The organism is Microcoleus sp. B4-C1, from assembly GCF_036705285.1.
Lineage (GTDB): Bacteria > Cyanobacteriota > Cyanobacteriia > Cyanobacteriales > Microcoleaceae > Microcoleus.
The window spans coordinates 1-16796 of record NZ_JAUBUC010000068.1; the positions used below are offsets into that span (position 1 = coordinate 1).

Below are 16796 nucleotides of genomic sequence, written 5' to 3' on the forward strand. Positions count from 1 at the left end.
GTCTGTTCTGAGGCATTCCTCTGTGATGTTAGAAGCCCACACTATAATCGTTTCGATTTAGTGTGGGTAGTTCACGTGCCCCAGTCATGCGGATTTTGGGCTATCGTTGTGGTAATATCTTTTAGCTTCAGGACTTACACATCAATAAAGTATGTCATTGCCAGCGGTAGCTCAGCAATAGCAGCATCTGTTTTTCATCGATGTCTGTGTAAGTCCTGAGCTTGTAAACATACTCCTGTCGCTATCAGTATAATAGGCGATTTATGAAAATTTTAGATTCTCAAGGCCGGCTGTTCGGCAAACTCAGCATCCTAGACGTAGGTGCCGCTCTAATCGTACTGCTAGTTGCAGTCGGAATCTTCTTCTTTCCCGGCACTTCTGGCGGTTCCGTCGCGCAAGTCGGCACCAGTATAAAACCTGTAGAGATTGATGCAATTGCGATCGGTCTCAAAGGAACAAACGTTCCAGAGTTGTTCAAACCCGGTGATAAAATTAATGTGGTGATCCGCAATCAACCCTCCGGTCAGATTACCATCAAATCGGTCCAAACTCTCACCCGAACCCTAGCAGTTCCTCAGCCCAACGGCACTCTGAAAGCTCTCCCCGATCCCAGAGAAGAAGAAGCCTTCAGCAGAAATATGAGGTTTACCTTAGAGGGAAAAGGTCAACTTACTGAAAATGGCCCGGTTTTAGGTAATACGAAAGTCAAAATTGGCACTACGCTAGAGCTTGAAGGCAACAGGTACATTTTCAACGCCAGCGTTATCGACGTGCGAGTCAAAGAATAATTAGTAGTCAGTAGGCATGGGGCAGTGGGCATTGGGCATTGGGCATTGGGCATTGGGCAGTGGGCAGTGGGCAGTGGGCAGTGGGCATTGGGCATTGGTAATTGGTAATTGGTAATTGTTATTTCTAACAATGGCCAACAGCCCACTAACAACTGCTTTCCTGTCAACTGCCACCCCACCACTGCCAACTGCTTTCCTGTCAATTGACTTCTTCACCCTTCCGAAAGCAATTTTAAATATTGCCGAATTAAGCCAATAGTGACAGCGGGAATTTCTAACTGCGGAGTCAAACCTACGTTTTCCAGAGGTTGAAAAATTTTGATTGCTTCGGGGTTGAGGTTTGCCAACCGCTGGCCGATATCGGGCCCGGTAAACTGCGATTTTTCTCCCCAAATAATCGCTGTCGGCGTTGTTAGCTGAGTGATGTACAGCGACAAATCAAAGCACAAATCTCCCCGCACAAAAGACAGGGCGGCATATTCTGCATTTGGTTCCAAAGCAGATTGGAGGTAAGCATCAACAATTTCTTGGTAAACGCGACGCGAATCAGCAAATTGGCGTTGTTCTAGGAAGCTACGGATGCCGCCGTCTGTGGCGATGCCGGTGCTGTAGAGCAATTTGTCTAAAATCGGCGTGTTGACTAGCTTAGCGAAGAAACTGCTGCCGTAATCTTGTCCGAAATCCGACAAACCGCTGGGTATGGTCAAAATCAGTGATTTGAAGAGATCCGGCCGTGCGATCGCAGCTCGAATCGCGATCGCCCCTGTTAGCGAAGAAGCAATCACCTCTGTCGGACTGCCACAAGTTTTTTCGAGAAATTCGATCAAAGTTGTGATATAATCTTCAACCTGATAATTTCTTGCCGGATGTTCCGATCGCCCCCAACCGATTAAATCCGGTGCTAAAATTCGATATTCTGCGGCAAAAGCCGGATAAACTTTCGACCATTCGTAGGCACTCGACCCGCCGCCAAAACCGTGAAAAAATACTAAGTTCGGCTTATTTTCCGAAGTTGAGGTCGGCAACCCCATCCAAGGCATTTTTTCAGCAGTGTAGTAAACCATTCTGCCGAGAGAAGTAACTATTGATCGCTGACCGAAGCCGAGGGGTACAAGCATAAACTAACCTTAATCGCTGTTATATTTTAGATTCTTTTCCGTCGCCCCGTCTTTGTTTAAAAAACTTGCAAAGCTGGTGGCGTTTTTGTAAAGATTGAGTAATGATTTAAATCTATTTTAGTACAGGTGAAGCGTGAAACTACAGACAGCAAGTAAGTTTTGCGATTTGGGCAATTCGGCTGTGTAGTTATCCTTACTGTTGCAAACTACCGCCGATCGGAGATAATAGCAAAATGATGGGTGAGACCCCTCAACAAAATAGAGTCTGTTCGCTAACCCCGAAAGCAGGCGCTCGGAAAGGAGGACTATTAGAACTCGCTTTCAGGCAGGCGGCAGGTTGGCCGACGCTCGCCAATCACAAATCATTAATCACGATATTTTGCGGAGCAGTGGCTTTTGAGGTCGAAAGTCTTTGTTGGAGGGCGGGCAATGGGGTTTCGATTCCTAATTGCAGGTTTGGCAATCACGGGCCTCGCCGTTATCAATTCCAAAACACAAGAAATAACTAATCTCAGGGAGGTCTACTAAAATGCAACTGCTCAGAAAAAGGGATCGCGAGGGTTTTATGGTTGATGCGAAAAGTCTTCAATCTGACGGGTTGGCAGAGTTTGACACAGCCTGTCGAAGCATGGATTTAAACGGCAAAAAGTCTGTTGTCGCCACTCCAGAACGCTCAGGCGCCGGGTCAGATGTGCGATCGCGCACCACGGTACCTGCGATCGTCCGGGTAGCTTTAGAAGACTTGAAATGCTTTGAAGTAGTAGAACACCAGTTTGCACATTGGGGGGTTACTTTTAGCAATGCCGTCGCCATCCAACCTTCAAACCCAGCATTTTTCACTGGTTCTGGGGCAACAGTGTTAATGGGGGCCCCCAAAAGCGGACTGATAGAAGTAACTTTTAAGTATCCAGTTCGCTGGGTGTCAGGACTTGTCACCAGTTCGCGACGAACTGTTTTATCTGCTTGTGACATTGACGGCAACCCAATTGTTCAGGATGAAATGCCGGCGCCCAATCTGGTGGGGTCTAATTCTCCGATCGACCCTAGGACTCCCCTGCGCGTAAAAGCTCCGAATATTCATAAAATTACTTTTTACGCTTTTGACGGTCAGCTAATAGTCGATGACTTGATTTTTGGATTGTGAACTACCAGACGCTGACCACTTAAGGGGTACAGCGCTGGCTTCCTGATTCAACGGGGATAGCGTCCAATAAAACCGAAGTTTTACCAGATCGACTTACATCCTCTCCACAGGCAGAAGCGCTAGTTCCTAACGCCAAAATCCGCAAGGCTTCATTTCTAATATTGATTGCTGCATTTACATCACGGTCATGGTGAGTACCACAACGCTGACAACTCCATGCTCTAACATCAAGAGTGAGATTATCAACTCGATTTAGGCATACATGGCAAGTCTTAGAGCTAGGAAACCATCGATCAATCTCGACATATTGTTTTCCTTCACTCTCGGACTTGTACTTAAGCATCGTGCAGAACATACCCCAGCCAACATCACTAATGGCTTTGGCTAAATTATAATTCTTTACCATGCCTTTGATGTTGAGATTTTCCACTGCAATAACTTGGTTTTCGTCAACTATCTTGCGGGATAGCTTGTGTAGAAAATCTTCCCGGCATCGGGCAATCTTGGAGTGAACTTTTGCCACTACCAGTCTTGCCTTTTTTCGGTTTTGACTACCTTTCTTTTTGCGATAAAGCTTTTGCTGCTTGCGTTTTAAGTTTCGTTGGCGCTTGACAAAATGTTTGGGATTGCCAAACTTAGAACCATCACTGGTGATCGCAAAATGAGTTAACCCTACATCAATGCCAATAGCTTTATCTGCTGGGACGGATTCAGGCTTTTCTTTCCCATCGTCAATCAAAACAGAAATAAAATGTTTACCGTCCGGGTTGCGAGATACGGTAACGGTCTTGATGTCGCCCTCAAAATCACGATGTCGCCGACAGAAAACTAAACCAATCTTAGGTAGGTTGATATAGTCACCGTCGAATTTGACATTTTGAGGGTAGCCGATCGACTGCCTGCCGTGCTTTGACTTGAATTTGGGCAGCATCGCCCTCTTGTCAAAGAAGTTTTTGTAGGCAGTAGATAAATTCAATGCAACCACCTGCAAACATTGAGAATAGGGTTCTTTTAGCCATTCGTATTCTTTTTTGAGTGGAGGGAGCAAGCCTTGTATGTATGCCCTAGATAGTCCTTTGCCAGTATTTTTGTAAGTTTCTTGACATAGATTTAAAGCATAGTTCCAAAACCATCTCGCACAACCAAAAGACTTTGCAAGCAAGGTTTCTTGCTCACTTGTGGGATAGATTCTGTACTTGTAGGCTTGATACATTTATCAAGATTGCAGAATACCGATAAGATGATCGTAGCACACAAAAACTATATTGATTGGCTGTCGCTCAATTTATTTTCACCGCGAGCTTTCATCCCGACGCTCACCTTCGGTAGAGCGCGGGACTTCCCATTCGCATTAGTTAAAGCCATGCCATAAGTAGCATCCCAAGTCTGCAAACCTTCGAGAAGGGCATTGCGGACTAAAGCTTCTGGTTCCCGACTCAGCATCAGGCGAAAGCACTCGGCAGCGCGGGAACGGGCGATGGAACTTTTGACAGAGCTCACAGGGCCAAACCCACCCTGATTCACCAAATCGGTCATTTGCCGCACAGCAATCAAACGCTTCACGGGGTCAGCATCAGTCAAATCCGCCAAGATGCGATCGATCGCATCTTCATCTTTTGCAGCCCCCAGACTCAACCCTTGCCGCAGCAACACCCCTGCAATCGCGATCGTACCCAAATTCTGCAAAATTAGGCTCAAAGCCATCCAGGGGCTGCTTGAGTCCGCCCAAATCGCCAAACTCATGTAAGCGCCCAAGGTAGCAATGCCGCCAGTGCCGACGGCTAAAACAAATCGGCGGTTCGGCCCCTCCCAAAATTGCTCGCCTTTTGCTCGCAGCAATTGCCAGTCCCACGACTGCCCTCGGTAAACCACCATCATCGCTGCTATCCCCAGGCCTGTGGAAAACAGTAATTCACTGTTCCACCACCCCCAAACTGCTGCCAGGGTGATAACTGCCAGCCAACCTTTGGATCGAGTCAAACTCTCTAGCAGCCATTTGAGAAACGCAGTAGAAACCACAGGCGATCGGGCCCAGGAGGTCTTACCATCTACCCTCCGGCGTCTTGTTTCGGCAGTCCGGCCTGTGGCTGTTGGGGTTGCCGGCGGGCGATCGTCCGAACTCAATTCTCTCAAAGCTTGACCATCAGTTATTTCTAAAGACAGGTCGCTCAAGGGAAGATTACCGAGTTCCAAAGTGCGATCGGACACTTTCACAGGCGATCTATTCAGCTTGGTTGTAGTTTTTTTAACTTGATTCATACTGACTTTTTTGAAAAATAACTTAAAGTTATCCAGGCTTTTTTAGCACTGATTTAGATTCTCGACAAACAAGACTCTAAGCTTCTATGATACCGGAAATTCAAACCCGTGGCGAGTACCGCAAATGCGCCGAATTCCGAGAAATCCTTACCAACAATAGAGCTATTGAAGATTGTTGAGAAAAGCACCACAGGTTAACAGGGAATATTTCTGCATCGCTCTTGAGACAGAATGGCGATCGGAGTTGGCATGATAGCCAAAAAGCGAAATTTTTTAATTTCCGAAAATAGGGGAATTTTGAGTGATTCAATTCGTCCGCCAAGAAATGCACGACGAAAATTTAGCCTTTTGCCCGCAGGCCCGGACTCTCGCTGCTACCCGGTGTCAGATGAGGCTGGGTTCAGCTTGACCGCTAGCGGGACGAACCGCAGCGGGCCGAGCATCCAGACAGTATTGGTTGATAATTAATAGCAGGAGCCTTCCTAAACTGCTAAGATTTTTGAATTAATGGGAGTTGAGTTAATTAAACCGGGTTCTGCTAAAAAGGAGTCCCGGATGCTCATGGGCAGGGGTTAAATGGCGGGAGCATCTCAAGTCGGGTAAATTAACCGTCATTATTGTAGCGGCGCGTTCACGCCCGATCGCCAATATCGGCCAGATATCGGCGTAAAACAGCCCCGCCACCTGCATATTATGGTCGATCGACCGGACTAGATAGCAGGAAAGCCATCATCCGGGTTCAAACCGGTAAAGCAGCAAGGCAAGCAACTGACCGCGCAATCCGGTTCGGCAATTGCGGAGGCTGGAGAAACAGCGGCTTTTGACCAAACTCAGACAGAACTACTGCCCCAAAGTGTGTCTGCGGAGGTTAGGCTAGTGAAGAGACGAAAAGAATAGTTACGATCGAGACTTCCAACGTCTACTTTGTAATTTATTGCTCAGTTGTCAAGCCCAACAGTTTTGCATTCTCGCGATGAGCGAGACTCTTGGCAGTTCCCACAAGTGGGGAACTCGACCGTCAAAGAACTTGGGTTTGATGGTAAAGCCCTTAGTAATATGTAAACACCTTATCGATAACTCGCCGGAACAATCTTGCAAGAAAACCCATGTCTAGTATGCACAACCAATTCACGGTTCACTTCTGGGGCGTTAGAGGTAGCATAGCGTCTCCCGGGGCAGAAACAGTACGTTACGGGGGCAACACGCCCTGTGTAGAAATGCGAGTGGGTGAGAGTCGCCTAATTTTCGATGGCGGTACTGGATTGCGGGTTTTGGGACAAACTCTCCTGTCCCAGATGCCCGTAAAAGCTCATATGTTTTTTACTCACTCTCACTGGGATCACATTCAAGGATTCCCATTTTTTGTCCCAGCTTTTATTCCTGGGAACTGCTTTCACATCTATGGGGCTATTGCTCCTAATAAGGCTACTATCCAGCAGCGCCTCCACGACCAGATGCTGCACCCCAATTTTCCGGTACCCCTGCAAATTATGGGGGCAGACCTGAAATTTAACGATATAGAAGTGGGCAAACCGCTGGAAATCGGAGAGATTAAGGTGGAAACTGCTTTGCTGAACCATCCGGGCGAAGCTATAGGCTACCGCGTAAACTGGCGGGGGTATTCGGCTGCTTACGTGACTGATACCGAACATTTTCCCGATCGTTTAGACGAAAATGTGCTGTATTTGGCTCAGGATGCTGAGGTGCTGATCTACGACGCTACTTATACCGATGAGGAGTATTATGCGGAGAAAAGCAGCAAGGTCGGCTGGGGACATTCGACTTGGCAGGAAGCGGTGAAGGTGGCAAAGGCTGCTAATGTCAAAAAGTTGGTGATTTTTCACCACGACCCGCTGCACAATGACGAGTTTTTAGACAAGGTGGGAGAACAAGTGGCTCAAAGATTCCCGAACAGTTTGATGGCGCGGGAAGGTTTGTCGTTACAATTGCTGCCTCCTGATAACAATTTGTCTGAAGTGTCGGTGCAAGCGCCTCAAGTGCCTGTCTGATGGATTTGAGATTGCCCGATGGTTCTGAAATCTTGAGGTCAGAAATCTCAAATTTAAGTTAGGGCTGACCTCAGAGACGGATACAAGCCCCCGGCTTAAGTGGTGGAAAACCAAAAAGTTTAGACCAAAGTTCAACCTTCCAGATTTATCTGTGGAGTCAAATCTAAAATCTAAAATCTAAAATCTAAAATCGACTGGCGATCGCACTAAGTATGTCAAAATTTTAAGCGTGTGGGTAACTTCTTCTTGTACCGCTGCTCTGACTCCAACTTCTGTTGCCTTGGGAAACTTTGATGGTTTGCACCTAGGGCATCGACAAGTCGTGCAGCCAATTTTAAATCGATCGCCTGGGCCAAATTCTGCGACGGTTTTTGCGTCGGGGCAAAACTTGCGCTCCAACGTTGGCACAGATCAAAATTGGGAAAGCGAACATCCGGCGACCTGCGAAAATGACTCAGCAGCACCGCCGGATCGAGCCGACAGCCACCATAACTTCGAGGGTTTGATAGGCCCTAGGGCCGAGGGCAACAGCCTCTCTAGTCGCGATTCTGATGGGGTCGATCGACTTTATAGCACTGTGGTGACATTCGATCCGCACCCGCAAGAATTTTTTACGGGTCAACCGAAAAAACTGCTGACGCCTCTGGCAGAAAAGGTAGAATTGCTCGCAGCCATGGGCGTCGAGCAACTTGTGCTGCTGCCGTTCGATCGAGAATTAGCGGCTTTGACTGCTTCTGAGTTTGTCGAGGAAATTTTGGTGCGGCAACTAAAAGCGAGTCGAATTAGTGTGGGGGTTGATTTTCGGTTTGGGCGGGGACGCGCTGGGACGGCTGTGGATTTGCAGTCGATCGCCTCTGGTTACGGTATTGATGTTGCTCTTGTACCGCTGCACAATTGCGGTGAGGGCGATCGGATCAGCAGTTCTGCAATCCGCGAAGGTTTGGCATCCGGCGACCTCACAAGAGCGAATCAGTTGCTGGGGCGACCTTACAGTTTAGTCGGAACTGTGGTTGGGGGACAGCGGCTGGGTAGGACGATCGGATTTCCTACTGCTAATATCGAACTGCCGCCGGAAAAATTTTTGCCACGTTTTGGCGTGTATGCGGTACGAGTCTCGCTGAAAGATGGATGGGAAAAGATGAAAGAGGAAAGTTCTTCCTATCAGCGGGAAAATCCCAAATCTCTAATTTCCGGCGCAGCATCAAATTTATCTTTTGTCAATGGGGTGATGAATGTTGGTTGCCGCCCGACAGTAGACGGCCAGCAACCCACTGTGGAAATTCACCTGTTAGATTGGTCTGGGGATTTGTACGGTCAAACCTTGAGTGCGAGTTTGGTAGAGTTTTTGCGACCCGAACAAAAATTCGCTTCTCTGGATGCTCTCAAAACTCAAATTCAGGCAGATTGCGATATTGCTAGAAGCCTCTTAACTGCTAAAGTCTAATAATTATGTGATCTAGAACAGGCGATCGCTTTTAAAAATGGTGCAAGATGAGTCAGACTAAATTCTAGTTGTACAAATACGAAGTCCGCAAGGCAAAGACTCAAGATTTTGGCCATCTTGATATCTTTTCAACAATTAGCAACTAGCAATTAGCAATTAACAATTATCAATCAGGGATATGAGACAACATATTGAGCGGCTCAAACAAAATCTAGGCAAAACTATGGTTGGCAAAGCGGATGCTATTCGCTTGGTGCTGGTAGCCGTGTTTTCGGGCGGACACGCGCTGCTGGAAGACGTGCCTGGTGTGGGAAAAACGCTGCTGGCGAAGTCTTTGGCGCGATCGATCGATGGCAAGTTTCAGCGGATTCAGTGCACTCCCGATTTGTTACCGACGGATGTCACCGGTACTAATATTTGGAATCCGCGCAGCGGAGAGTTTGAGTTTTTGCCCGGCCCAGTTTTTGCTAATGTTTTGCTTGCTGATGAAATCAATCGGGCGACACCGCGAACTCAGTCAGCTTTGCTGGAAGTGATGGAAGAAAAGCAGGTGACAGTAGATGGAGTTTCTCGGAATGTTCCGACGCCGTTTTTTGTGATTGCGACTCAGAACCCGATCGAATATCAAGGCACTTTTCCGCTACCAGAAGCGCAGATGGATCGGTTTACTTTGTCTTTGACATTGGGCTATCCCGCTGCGTTGGAAGAGTTGCAAATGTTGGAACGGCTTTCTGATAGTTTTGCTGTTGAAGATTTGCAGCCTTGTATTTCTTTGGCAGAAGTGCAGGAATTGCGCCGTTTGTGCGCTGGTGTGAAGGTGGAAGGCTCTTTGAAACAGTATATTGTAGATTTGGTGCGATCGACGCGAGAGGATGAGGAGATTACTCTGGGGGTGAGTCCCCGGGGTGCGGTGGCTTTGCACCGGGCGTCGCAGGCATTGGCGTTTATTTCAGGGCGGGATTTTGCTACCCCGGATGATGTGAAGGATTTGGCGCCGCACGTACTGTCTCACCGATTGATTCCGGCGGGGGGAAGGAGGGCTAAAACGATTGTTGACAAGTTGTTGCGATCGGTTCCTATTCCTTAAAAAGTTTGTAAGTAGTTGTTTTAATTAAAGGAACAGGCAAGATGCCTGTTCCACAAAGAATTACAGCTTAATTCAAGGAACAGGCAAGATGCCTGTTCCACAAACAATAAAGAATTACAGCTTAATTAAAGGAACAGGCAAGATGCCTGTTCCACAAAGAATTACAGCTTAATTCAAGGAACAGGCAAGATGCCTGTTCCACAAACAATAAAGAATTACAGCTTAATTCAAGGAACAGGCAAGATGCCTGTTCCACAAAGAATTACAGCTTAATTCAAGGAACAGGCAAGATGCCTGTTCCACAAACAATAAAGAATTACAGCTTAATTCAAGGAACAGGCAAGATGCCTGTTCCACAAAGAATTACAGCTTAATTCAAGGAACAGGCAAGATGCCTGTTCCACAAACAATAAAGAATTACAGCTTAATTCAAGGAACAGGCAAGATGCCTGTTCCACAAACAATTAATTTTCCTGTGGGGAGTAGGGGTTGGGCAGGAGATCCCGCTCTTGAAAGACTTATTAATAATGGTGCAAGATGTCAGTTAATCCATAGGTTTTGCACCATTCTCAAGCACTCTCAAACAGCGCCACTAATTTTTTTGCCTCTAAATCAACATTGTGTTGTTGAGCAACCCGTTCTGCTCCTGTTTTCCCCATTTGTTCTAGCTTTTCTAGAGGTGCTTCCAATACCGCGCGCATCGCTACCGCTAATGCTTCTGCGGAACCGGGAGGAACTAACCAACCGCAAACACCGGGTTCTACGAGCTCCGGGATGCCAGCAACATAGGTGCTAATTACGGGCCGATTGAGAGCGAGGGCTTCCATAATTACAACGGGCAAACCTTCAGCAAAACTCGGCAATACCATTGCCCGTGAAGCTAAAATCTCTTGCTGAACTCGATCGCCACTGGCCCAACCGGTAATTTCTATATGGTTTTGCAAACCAAGTTGCTGAATCTGCTGTTCAATATCCGATCGCAGCGGCCCGTCTCCTACGAGTACCAACTTAAACTCTAAGCCTTGAACTGCTAACTTGCTAGCAGCTTCTAGCAATAATAAATGACCTTTTTGTTCGCTGAGCCGGCCAATGCAAGCTAAGCGGGGTGCTGCGGGTATGGGGACGTAGGGTGCAGTTAAAAATGCAGCATCTACGCCGCAGTGTATGACGTGAATTTTTGACCAAAAAGTGCGATCGCACCACCGAAAAAGCTGACTTTTACCGAAGGAACTAACTGCTGCTACAAAGGTCGATCGTTTAATTTTTTCGTCTAAGGAAAGAAGTGTGGCTTTATCAAATTCTTCAGGGCCGTGAACAGTGAAACTGTAAGTCGGGCCGCCCAGCACGTGGCACAGCATAGCGACTGTTGTGGAATTTGTCCCGAAGTGAGCGTGAACGTGTGCTGTACCGGATTCTGCAAACCAATTTAAAAGAATGCAAGCTTCTGCTAAATAAGCTAGATGCAGCAAAATCCCCCGTTCCGAGTGCCAGCCAACTTTGAACATTAACCGCACAGCTTCGATGAATCGAATTGGTCTAGTTGTGGCAACGCGCAGCAAACCCCACGCTAACCCCTGTACACCAACTCCTAAGATTACTTTAGTTGATTCTTGCTCTAGTTTGTCGGCCCCATCAACGAGTTCTGACTCGCAGGATCGGATCGAAAAACGTGCGACTTTCATGCCGCAATTTTCAACGGCTAGCACTTCTCTGCGGACAAAGCTGTGGCTGACTTTGGGATATTGGTTGACTAAATAAGCGATGTTCATGAACGGGGAGAAAATTTTATGGTAAAACTTAGATTAGTTTAGCCTTTGGCTGCAATACGTGGGCAACAAATTTAGCTGATTTGTTGAGCTTATTTGAGCAGGGGCGGAGGGCGATCGCTTTTGGTGGGATGGGGGAAGTGACAGCGGGGCGATCGCTATTTCGGTCAGAGCAAATCAATCAACACATTTTACATTTTTAATACAATAGTCACGACACTTTTTAGGTAGTAGTCACAAACCGTTGATTTTCACGCAGGCAGCTCGATCGCCGAATCGCCCTGAAAGCCTTTTTTCAGGGTTCCCAATTAAAAACTGTCCGAAGTGTTTTCCTGTTATGCAAACCACTCCCAATCAGGTTTAACAGCCCCCAGATTGCCTCAATAATTGGTAATTATTCAACCTGCAATTCCATCTAATTTCCTATTGTCACCTAAATTTTCCCTAAAATCACCAGCCCGAAAAATAATCGCCCAAATCCCCAAACAACCAGCAACTCTCGCAACTCTCACAACTCCCTCAACTCTCGCCACCAAAGATTTTTCTGAGGCGACTTGCTCTGCATCTACCCAAGATGACAGCAAATAAGGTAAAGTAAACGGCACAAGAGTCTAGAACTCTCCAACTGCCGCAACTCGGCAAACCCGCCCCTGACCAGCAAAACTGGCCGATACAGGCGACATTAACCGCTAACCGTCAACCTCTAACAACCGACAAAAATGCAAACCTACTACTACGTTTTAGCCAGCCAACGCTTTTTGCTAGAAGAAGAAGCCCTAGATGAAGTGTTTAAAGAAAGAACTCGCAACTACAACGAACAAGAAAAACAAATAGACTTCTGGTTGGTCAAGCAGCCGGCTTTCCTAGAAGCACCGACAATGGCAGAAGTTAAAGCAAAATGCCCTCAGCCAGCCGCCGCTATTATTTCTACCGATCCTGTCTTCATCACCTGGTTGAAACTGCGATTAGAATATGTACTGACAGGTGAATTTCAAGCACCATCACCAACTATTCCTGATGCCCTTGCATCCCTACAGACAGCATGAATAAAAGAGCAAAATATCCGACAAAACAACTAACAACAATTAGGGGTAAATTGTACAAATTTATTTTGTCTCTCCCCCTATTTTCTGCTACTTCGATCGCCCTTTTGGTATTGACAATTTTATCGAGTTCTGTTAAAGCTCAATCGAGCTGCCAACCGCCCCAGCCCGATGAATATCTACTGTTAATTGTCACCCCAACACCCGAACAGCAAGAAAGAGCAAAACGCTCTTTCCCTGGAAATACTAACAACACAGTTTGTCGGTACATCAATGACACGGTGACGCGAGTTGGTGGCTTTCGCGACTCGCAAATCGCGGGCGATTGGGTTAAATACATCGAAGATGTTGTCGGATTGCAAGCTTACGTAGTACGATCGCCCGCAGCGGCACTACCCCAAAATTTGCCAGTCTACAGCCCCCAGCCAGCACCAGGTTTTGAACCAATCACCAATTCTCCCAGCGGCAATCTTGCCTTCAATCCCCAACCCCTGGGCCCTGGTTATGCAGTCTTAGTCGATTACTTCAACCAACCCGAATTAGCAGGCCAAGTCAGGCAAGCATTCGGCACACAAGTAGGCTTAGCTTCCTACGGCCAGCGTCCCTTTTTATTCGTCGCTTATACAACGGATCAAAACGCCGCTACTGCTGCGGTAAAAGCATTGAGCGATCGAGGTTTTTGGCCGATGTTAGTAGACAGCCGCCGAGTTACCGTAATTGCTCCCGCTGTTCGCTAAAAGATAAAACTTGGCAATTAAAGTTGCTTCTTGTCAAACAAAGTCCGCCTAAGCGGACTAATAACAATTATTGTTGTTGTTGTTCGGACTCTAGCGGGCTGCTTCCTAGCTGACTTTCTGCCCGCTTTTTTGCTTCCATTGCGGCTCGGTAATCGGGTTTGTAGCGAATTGCTTTGTCATAAGAGGCGATCGCATCTTCGTATCTTTTTACTGCCACCAGTGCATTGCCGCGGCTGTACCAGGCTTCCGAGTAGTCAGGCTTGACATAGACGGCTTCATTGTAAGAGACGATCGCATCTTCGTACCGTTTCAAATTGTACTGGGCATTGCCTCTATTGTACCACGCTGGATATTCTTTCGGGTTTAAATCTAAGGCTCTGTTATAACACTCAATTGCTTGTTCGTACCTGCGTAATTCGTGGTACGACCAACCTAAATTGTACCATGCTTGATAATAATCAGGTTTTAACTTGACAGCTTTTTCGTAAGCTTCTACCGCTTCTTCATGCCTCCGCATTTTCAGCAAAGCGATGCCTTTACTGTACCACCCTTGATAAAAATTGGGCTGAAACCGCACGGCTTTTTCGTAGGCTTCAAAAGCTTCCTTGTTTTTGTTTAATTCGAGGAATACATTGCCTAAATTGTACCAAGCTTCATAATTATCGAATTTGATTTCAACTGCTTTTTGATAGGATTCTACGGCTCGATCGTACTGTTTTAATTTTTGGTAAGCTTGTCCCCGATTGTACCAAGCACCGTACAAATTGGGCTGAAATTGTACAGCTTTTTCGTAGGAAGTGATGGCCTCTTCGTACCGCTGCGAATCTAACAGAACATCGCCTCTGCCTTCCCACGCTGCGGCATAGTCTGGCTGGATTTTCAAAGCGTTATCAAAAGATGCGATCGCCTCTTGAGACTGCTGCAATTTATCCAAAGCATAACCCCGCCCCGTCCAAGCTTCTAAGTATTCCGGCTTTAATTCTATGGCTCGATCGTAAGCTGATTGCGATTCTTTGTATTTTTTCAATTCGTACAAAGTTTTGGCTTTTTCCTGCCAAACTTCCGCGTAGTCCGGCCTGAGATTTATTGCTCGATCATACGCTGCTAGAGCTTCTTCAAATCGGCTTAAATTGTAAAGAGTATTGCCTCGGTTGTATAAATCAGTTGCATTGGCAGAATTAAAAGTGTTTACACCATAAATTGATGCTATAATACTGATGCCAATTAAACTGGCGATCGACAATATTTTTAAATACAGTTTTTTTCGAGATTTGAGCGGCATCTTCGCAGCAGCCACCGGAGGCAATACAGGAACTGTACCGCTGAAAGAATTTTTCAATTCTTTAATAGCTTGCAGCGTTTCGCCGGCACTAGAATAACGTTGCCGAAAATCGTACTTTACCATCTTATCTAAAATAGTCGCAAATTCAGGACTGACTGATGTTTTGTCCTGCCAAATTATTTCCTCTGTCTCGGTATTTTTTGGCATTTGGTGAGGATTTATGCCAGTGAGGAACTGAATTGCGATCGCACCGACGGCATAGATATCGCTGCTGAGTTTCGGGTTGCCATGAGCTTGTTCGCTGGGCATATAACCGGGAGTACCAATGCTGACACTCAAGCTATTCTTGGGCTGAGGATTGGTGATTTGAGTAGTAATTTCTTTGACTGCGCCGAAGTCAATTAAAACTAATTTTCCGTCTCTATCTCTGCGGAGGATATTGCGGGGATTGACATCGCGGTGAATCACATTTTGCTGGTGTACAAAGTCTAAAATTTCGAGAAGTTCCTGCAATATACAAATGACTGCATCTTCCTGCATGACTCCCGCAGTTCCTCCTTGGTAAGGGGAACTTCCCGCAGGCCCTCCTTGGTAAGAGGAACCCCCCCCTGCCCCCCCTTGGTAAGGGGGGGAGCCAAGTCCAGCCCCCCCTTGGTAAGAGGAACCCCCCCCTGCCCCCCCTTGGTAAGGGGGGGAGCCAAGTCCAGCCCCCCCTTGGTAAGGGGGGGTTTGGGGGGGTATAATTTCTTGACTTAAATCGTGGCCTTCTATAAATTCTTGAACTAGATAAAACTCTTGATTCTCTTCAAAAAAAGCAAAAAGTCGGGGAATGCGATCGTGATTTCCCAACTTGTACAAAACTTGTGCTTCGGTATCGAATAAACGTCTAGCTACCTTTAGAGTTTCGGGATCGGTTGCGTGAGGTTTAAGCTGCTTGACGACGCAGAGGTGATTGCCTGGTAGCTGCTTATCTTCAGCTAAATAAGTTTGAGCAAATCCGCCGCCTCCCAAGTGACGGATAATGCTGTAGCGACTGCTGAGTGTGATTCCAAGCATGAGATTTACCTAATATTCCTAGTATTTTGGAGAATTAGCTTCCAACCAAGCTGTTAAATCTTCGGCATTAGAAAAATCTAACATTGCTTCTGCAAGATTCTCTAATTTGTCGATCGGCAATTGGCGAATGCGGCTTTCAATATCCGGGTTTATTTGACCTAAACGGCGACTTAGCAAACGCATAATTAACCCTACTTGTCCTTCTTGTCTGCCTTCTTGTCTGCCTTCTTGTCTGCCTTCTTCCCGACCTAAAGCCACTGAACCCTCTTGATCTTGAGCAAAAAACTCTTGCTGTTGTAATATGTTAAATTCCTCCTGTGTCAAACTAACTTGATTGGCAATTTCAAAGGCTTTCTGAATTTCCGGGACTGTGACCATTGTTTGAGGTACTTCATCCAAAGTGCCAGTAGTTTTGATAAAGTAAATCCACTTGTCCGTAAGAGTTTCCAGTCGATCCAATTCTTTCTTAAATTTTGGCAACTCTACAAATACTAACTCAATGTCATTTTGTAGATAATCAGACAAGCGAGTTCTTTCTTTGAAGACAAAATGCGAAATCACATCTTGCTCGCCGCGAAACATTTCAAAATCAGTGATAGTCAAAGCAATCACAGGTCGCAGTTGCTTGTATAGTTCTCCCCTTGTTAATTGGAGTGCATAGGTTTTTGCTGCATTGTACAAAACTCGCTTGCCAAAGGCCTGTACCTTCAAAACTTGCATTTCGATAATCACGTATGTGCCGTCATTAAGTAGCGCTTTGACATCTAAGTAGCTGTTTTTTACTCCCGCTATTTGAGGGCCAAGATAAGGGTCAAGGATTTCTAAACTTTCAATTATCGATCGCCCTTCATAGAGTAGGGCATTCAAAAAACTAATCAGAATGTCGGTACTCTGGGCGGAGCCAAATATTTTTTTGAAGGCAAAATCAATTTTGGGATTGATAAATCTCATGTTATTTTTCTCCTTCGACATTTGTACTTAACACGGCTGCCAACCTTACTGTGACAGTCTGTTTGCTTTCTTTCTTGTTCCCTCCCCTTACTAAGGGGAGGGTTAGGGTGGG

General features: G+C 46.4%; 14 protein-coding genes. 7 read left to right on the forward strand and 7 right to left on the reverse strand.

Annotation, left to right across the window (positions count from 1 at the left end; translation table 11 throughout):
* The first annotated feature begins 263 nt into the window (after window positions 1–263).
* Complete coding sequence (locus QUB26_RS23195) at window positions 264–788, forward strand: DUF4330 domain-containing protein (protein ID WP_333245503.1); 525 nt, start codon at window positions 264–266, stop codon at window positions 786–788.
* Between the two features lie 212 nt (window positions 789–1000).
* On the opposite strand, the gene QUB26_RS23200 is transcribed toward QUB26_RS23195, so the two are convergent.
* A complete protein-coding gene (locus QUB26_RS23200; RefSeq protein WP_333245506.1) occupies window positions 1001–1906 on the reverse strand; it encodes an alpha/beta hydrolase in 906 nt (301 codons plus the stop codon).
* A gap of 529 nt (window positions 1907–2435) precedes the next feature.
* On the opposite strand from QUB26_RS23200, the gene QUB26_RS23205 reads away from it, so the two are divergent.
* Window positions 2436–3050, forward strand: coding sequence for a hypothetical protein (locus QUB26_RS23205; protein ID WP_333302863.1), 615 nt, complete (start codon window positions 2436–2438; stop codon window positions 3048–3050).
* A gap of 19 nt (window positions 3051–3069) precedes the next feature.
* Here the strand turns inward: QUB26_RS23205 and QUB26_RS23210 are convergent, their stop codons facing one another.
* Together QUB26_RS23210 and QUB26_RS23215 are read right to left on the reverse strand one after the other, a co-directional pair.
* Entirely contained in the window at window positions 3070–4263 is a 1194-nt protein-coding gene (locus QUB26_RS23210) for an RNA-guided endonuclease TnpB family protein (protein WP_333245512.1), read from the reverse strand.
* Between the two features lie 47 nt (window positions 4264–4310).
* Window positions 4311–5309 carry a hypothetical protein gene (locus QUB26_RS23215; RefSeq protein ID WP_333245515.1) on the reverse strand — a complete coding sequence of 333 codons (999 nt, stop codon included), beginning with the start codon at window positions 5307–5309 and terminating at the stop codon, window positions 4311–4313.
* 1106 nt (window positions 5310–6415) lie between these two features.
* Here QUB26_RS23215 and QUB26_RS23220 point away from each other — a divergent pair.
* The 3 genes from QUB26_RS23220 to QUB26_RS23230 all read left to right on the forward strand — a co-directional run bounded on the left by QUB26_RS23220 (window position 6416) and on the right by QUB26_RS23230 (window position 9849).
* Window positions 6416–7318, forward strand: a complete 903-nt coding sequence (locus QUB26_RS23220) for an MBL fold metallo-hydrolase (protein WP_333057201.1) — start codon at window positions 6416–6418, stop codon at window positions 7316–7318.
* Between the two features lie 229 nt (window positions 7319–7547).
* Window positions 7548–8762: a bifunctional riboflavin kinase/FAD synthetase gene (locus QUB26_RS23225; RefSeq protein ID WP_333319902.1), complete on the forward strand. Its 1215-nt coding sequence runs from the start codon at window positions 7548–7550 to the stop codon at window positions 8760–8762.
* A gap of 178 nt (window positions 8763–8940) precedes the next feature.
* Complete coding sequence (locus QUB26_RS23230) at window positions 8941–9849, forward strand: MoxR family ATPase (protein WP_333057199.1); 909 nt, start codon at window positions 8941–8943, stop codon at window positions 9847–9849.
* A gap of 569 nt (window positions 9850–10418) precedes the next feature.
* On the opposite strand, the gene QUB26_RS23235 is transcribed toward QUB26_RS23230, so the two are convergent.
* Together QUB26_RS23235 and QUB26_RS23240 are read right to left on the reverse strand one after the other, a co-directional pair.
* Complete coding sequence (locus tag QUB26_RS23235) at window positions 10419–11618, reverse strand: glycosyltransferase (protein ID WP_333245524.1); 1200 nt, start codon at window positions 11616–11618, stop codon at window positions 10419–10421.
* Window positions 11619–12013: 395 nt separating this feature from the next.
* Complete coding sequence (locus QUB26_RS23240) at window positions 12014–12220, reverse strand: hypothetical protein (protein WP_333245527.1); 207 nt, start codon at window positions 12218–12220, stop codon at window positions 12014–12016.
* Window positions 12221–12334: 114 nt separating this feature from the next.
* Here QUB26_RS23240 and QUB26_RS23245 point away from each other — a divergent pair, with 114 nt between their 5' ends.
* Window positions 12335–12661: an MgPME-cyclase complex family protein gene (locus QUB26_RS23245; RefSeq protein WP_172192102.1), complete on the forward strand. Its 327-nt coding sequence runs from the start codon at window positions 12335–12337 to the stop codon at window positions 12659–12661.
* A complete protein-coding gene (locus tag QUB26_RS23250) occupies window positions 12658–13395 on the forward strand; it encodes a hypothetical protein (RefSeq protein ID WP_333245530.1) in 738 nt (245 codons plus the stop codon). The genes QUB26_RS23245 and QUB26_RS23250 overlap by 4 nt, the downstream gene beginning before the upstream one ends.
* A 67-nt stretch (window positions 13396–13462) precedes the next feature.
* Here the strand turns inward: QUB26_RS23250 and QUB26_RS23255 are convergent, their stop codons facing one another.
* On the reverse strand, window positions 13463–15733 hold the full coding sequence (locus QUB26_RS23255; protein ID WP_333319904.1) for a tetratricopeptide repeat protein: 2271 nt from the start codon (window positions 15731–15733) through the stop codon (window positions 13463–13465).
* Window positions 15734–15751: 18 nt separating this feature from the next.
* Window positions 15752–16684, reverse strand: a complete 933-nt coding sequence (locus QUB26_RS23260) for an Rpn family recombination-promoting nuclease/putative transposase (RefSeq protein ID WP_333319906.1) — start codon at window positions 16682–16684, stop codon at window positions 15752–15754.
* Window positions 16685–16796 lie beyond the last annotated feature (112 nt).